This is a genomic window from bacterium (genome assembly GCA_035528375.1).
Classification (GTDB): Bacteria; RBG-13-66-14; RBG-13-66-14; order RBG-13-66-14; family RBG-13-66-14; genus RBG-13-66-14.
Map to the genome: position 1 here is coordinate 1 of DATKYS010000129.1, position 4,273 is coordinate 4,273.

Consider the following 4,273-nt stretch of genomic DNA (forward strand, 5'->3'; position numbering starts at 1 on the left):
CGAGCGCGTGCCCGTGGAGGTGGACCCCACCGACGAGAACCTGCACTACCTCTTGACCAAGCAGGAGAAGATGGGGCACCTCTTCAGCAACCTGCCGGAGGGGGAGAAGTCGCACCACCACCAGCACGAGGTGGAGTCGGATTTCGGCGGGTCGGCCGACAAGTAGCGCCCGCGCGGCTCCCCGACGGTGAAAAAAAGGCGGCGGATCGGCCGTTTTTCCCTCCCTCCTCTGGGGGGAGGCTCGCCTACTGGCCGGGGTGCGGGGTGCAATGGTTTCCCTCTCCCTTTTAGGGAGCGGCGCGCCGACGGGTTGGGGTGAGGGTCGAGGCCGGGAACGGCGAAACAGAGGCCCACGGTTTCCCTCTCCCTGTGGGAGAGGGGCAAAGGGTGAGGGCCACCATTAAAAAACGGGCGGACCTAAAGGTCCGCCCCTACGAGCGCCTATCAACGCCGCCACCCTGGAACGCTTATTGCTTTTACCCTCCCCGGACCGTCCTTTTTCGTTTGAAAAACCGGAGGAAAATGGAGCGGCATCTGGACCCCAACGCCCTGGAAGTCGTTCATTCCGCGCAGGATATAGCGAAAACCCTCGGTTTCGATTACATCGGCACCGAGCACCTCCTGGCGGGTATAGCGCGCCAAATCGGCACTGACGCCGCCACGGCCCTCATCAAACGCGGCGCCACCTTCGACGCCGTCACCGACGAGCTCAAGCGCCTGTTGACCAAGCCGGCGCGGACCGCCCAGCTCTCGTTCACCCCCCGGGCCGAGGCCGCGATCAACCGGGCGGCGCAGTCCGTGGCCGGGACCGAGGGGAAGAAGGCCGGACCGGCGCACATCCTGGCCGCGATTCTGGCGGATTCCAACTCGGGCGCCAACCGCGTCCTGGCCGCTCTCCACATCCCCACGGCCGAGCTCCTGGCCGAGCTGGGCGCGCCCGCGGGCGAGGACGCCGACTCCGCCCTCAAGACCTTCGGCCGCGACCTGACCGAGCTGGCCCGCCGGGGCAAGCTCGACCCCGTCATCGGCCGCGACGAGGAGATAGACCGCGTCATACAGGTCCTCTCCCGTCGGACGAAGAACAACCCCGTGCTCATCGGCGAGCCGGGCGTGGGCAAGACCGCCATCGTCGAGGGGCTGGCCCAGGCCATCGTGGAGCGCCGGGTGCCGGAGTCGCTTTTAGACAAGAAGGTCATCCTGCTGGACCTGGCGGCGGTGGTGGCCGGCTCGAAGTACCGAGGCGAGTTCGAGGAACGGCTGAAGAAGCTCTTGAAGGAGGTCGAGGGCGGTAACTACATCCTCTTTCTGGACGAGCTGCACGTGATAGTGGGTGCCGGCGCCGCCGAGGGCGCCATAGACGCCGCCAACATCCTCAAGCCCGCCCTGGCCCGCGGCGAGCTCCAGGCCATCGGGGCCACCACCCTCGCCGAGTACCGCAGGCACATCGAGAAGGACGCCGCGCTGGAGCGCCGCTTCCAGCCGGTGCTCGTCGAGGAGCCCACGGTGGAGGAGACCGTGGCCATCCTCGAGGGCCTGCGCCCCAAATACGAGGAGCACCACCGGGTCAAGATTTCGGGCGAGGCGGTGGAGGCCGCAGCGCGGCTCTCGGCCCGCTACGTCGGCGACCGCTTCCTCCCCGACAAGGCCATAGACTGCCTGGACGAGGCGGCGGCCCGGGTCCATCTGGACAACCTCGTCGTCCCGCCGGACCTGGCCCGGCTGCGCGCCGAGGTCGAGGAGCACGGGGCCGACGAGCGCGGGCGCTCCGCCGAGCAGGACTACGAGGCCGCGGCCCGGGCCCACGCCAAGGTCCTCGAGCTCCGGGACCGCCTGCGCATCGCCGAGGAAGAGTGGAATACGAAAAAGACCGAGGCGGTGAGCCGTTCCCTGGTGACGCCCGAGGACGTGGCCCGCGTGGTCAGCCGCTGGACCGGCATCCCCGTCACCCAGCTCTCCGCCGACGAGCGGGAGCGGCTGCGCAACATGGAGGAGCACCTGCACCGGCGGGTCATCGGCCAGGACGAGGCGGTGGGCGCCGTGGCCCGGGTCGTCCGGCAGCACCGAGCCGGCCTCGCCGACCCCGACCGGCCCCAGGGCTCCTTCCTCTTCCTCGGCCCCACCGGCATCGGCAAGACCGAGCTGGCCAAGGCCCTGGCCGAGTTCCTCTACGGCGACGAGGCCGCCGTCACCCGCATAGACATGAGCGAGTACATGGAGAAATTCTCCGTGACCCGGCTCATCGGCGCGCCCCCGGGCTACGTGGGCTACGAGGAGGGGGGCCAGCTCACCGAGGCGGTGCGCCGCAAGCCCTACTCGGTGATTCTCCTCGACGAAATCGAAAAGGCGCACCCGGACATCTTCAACGCCCTGCTGCAGGTCCTGGACGACGGCCGGCTCACCGACTCCCACGGGCGCACCGTGGACTTCAAGAACGCGCTGGTAATAATGACCTCCAACGTCGGGGCCCGGCGCATCCTCGAGCTCTCGGAGCGCATCGGCACAGACGGCGAGGAAAAGGTTTATGAGGAGATGCGGCGGGCGTGCCTGGACGAGCTGCCCAACCATTTCCGCCCGGAATTCTTGAACCGCGTGGACGAGATAATCGTCTTCCACCCCCTCTCCCGGGGTGACCTCCTGCGGATCGTGGAGCTGCTGCTGGACGAGGTGCGGGGGCTGTTAAAAGAGCAGGGGATAGGCTTCGAGATTGACGCCGCGGCCAAGGAGCTCCTGGTGCAACAGGGGTACGACCCCCGTTACGGCGCCCGGCCGCTGCGGCGCACCGTCAACCGCCTGCTGACCAACGAGCTGGCCGGGATGATTCTGGACGGCCGCTACGCTTCCGGCGGCACGGTGAAGGTGGGTGCCGAGGGGGGTGGGCTGGTCTTCTCCTGACGCGGCGCTCATCGCCCGAGAGCCCCGGGGTCTGGAAAGGACGCCGGGAATGCGTTATACTATCCCAAGCGATTCGGGACGGGGGTGGATTTGCGCCGGGCCTTACCAATCGTCTTGTTCTTCGCGTTCTGCGCCGCCCTCGCCGACACCGAGATCCGGGTGGCCCGGGTAGCCGACCAGGAGCTCATCTCCTCAACCGGCCCGGCGGCGGAGTCGGACTCGCGTCTGCCCAACCGCATCAACGCCAAAATCCACGACCTGTCGAGCCGCCTCGAGTACGTGTACCAGGAGTACCTGGACGCCGGCGGCCGGGTCGAGGGGAGCCTCGTCCTCCGCTTCACCATCAAGGAGGACGGGTACGTCTGCGACGTGAAGGTGGTGGAGCAGAGCCTGCGGAATCCGGACCTGGTGGACGCGCTGGTGGACAAGGTCTCCCACTGGTTCTTCGTCCCCAACCGCGACGAGAAGCACCCCGGCCGTGTGACCTGCGTGTACCCCTTCGTCTTCACCAACAACGTGCGGTACTCGCCCCTGGAGGTCAGACCGCTCCGTGAGGGCGCGGAACTGCACCCGCGCCGGCGCCCGTACTGGATAGACAAGGAGATCAACCCCCAGCTCAGGGAACTCGAGGACATCTACGACGTTTATCTTCTGGGCAACCCCCGACTCTCGGGGACGATAACCTTCGAGTTCGTCATCGGCGACGCCGGCACCGTGGACCGGGTGAGCGTCCTGGAGAACACGACCGGTGCGGTGAGCCTGGCCGGCGACGTGGCAAAGAAAATCTCCGGCTGGAAGTTCAGCGCCCTGGAAGACACGGATACAGACCACGACGTGGTCGTTACCTACCCGATCTATTTCGGCTCCGGCCGCGTCGAGGATTAGCGTTTCTCTTTTACGGAGGTGACCGTAAGATGGGTCGTTTGATTTCACTGGCTCTCGTGCTCCTGGTCGTCCTCCCGGCCGCCGCCGTGAGCGACTTTCAGGTGATCCAGGAAGGGGTCGAGCTGATTCAGGTTGAGGGACCGGCCGCCGGCTCGTCCCAGCGGCACCCCGAGGTCATCTCCGAGCAGCTCTACAAGCGACAGTCGGCCGTCGTGGACGCTTACAACGACTTCTACTTCGAAGACTCCAGCATCGTCGGCGACATGCGGGTGATGTTCACCCTGGAGGCCGACGGCACCATTTCCGGCTGCATCCCCGTGGAGAACACCACCGGCAGCCTGGAGCTGGCCCACGACATCTGCGCGCTCATCGGCACCTGGACGCTGCCGTCGGTGCCCGAGGCCGAGTACCAGAGCTGGGTCACCGTGACCGTGCCCTACAAGTTCATGCAACCCCGGGAGCCGGTCGTAATCGACGTCACCGGGGGTGGAGGGGG

At 67.0% G+C, this 4,273-nt stretch carries 3 protein-coding genes; all 3 read left to right on the plus strand.

The features are described 5' to 3' along the window. Nucleotides 1-522 precede the first annotated feature (522 nt). Nucleotides 523-2,892 (plus strand): ATP-dependent Clp protease ATP-binding subunit, encoded by a 2,370-nt coding sequence (locus tag VM054_10165; GenBank protein ID HUT99424.1) that lies wholly within the window; start codon nt 523-525, stop codon nt 2,890-2,892. A gap of 90 nt (nt 2,893-2,982) precedes the next feature. Continuing rightward, nucleotides 2,983-3,777, plus strand: a complete 795-nt coding sequence (locus VM054_10170; GenBank protein ID HUT99425.1) for an AgmX/PglI C-terminal domain-containing protein — start codon at nt 2,983-2,985, stop codon at nt 3,775-3,777. Nucleotides 3,778-3,806: 29 nt separating this feature from the next. Next, on the plus strand, nt 3,807-4,273 hold a 467-nt coding region (locus tag VM054_10175; protein HUT99426.1), incomplete at its 3' end, for a hypothetical protein.

Coding starts and splice junctions, on each gene's coding strand:
- VM054_10165 (HUT99424.1), top strand. CDS start 523: ATGGAGCGGCATCTGGACCCCAACGCCCTGGAAGTCGTTCATTCCGCG.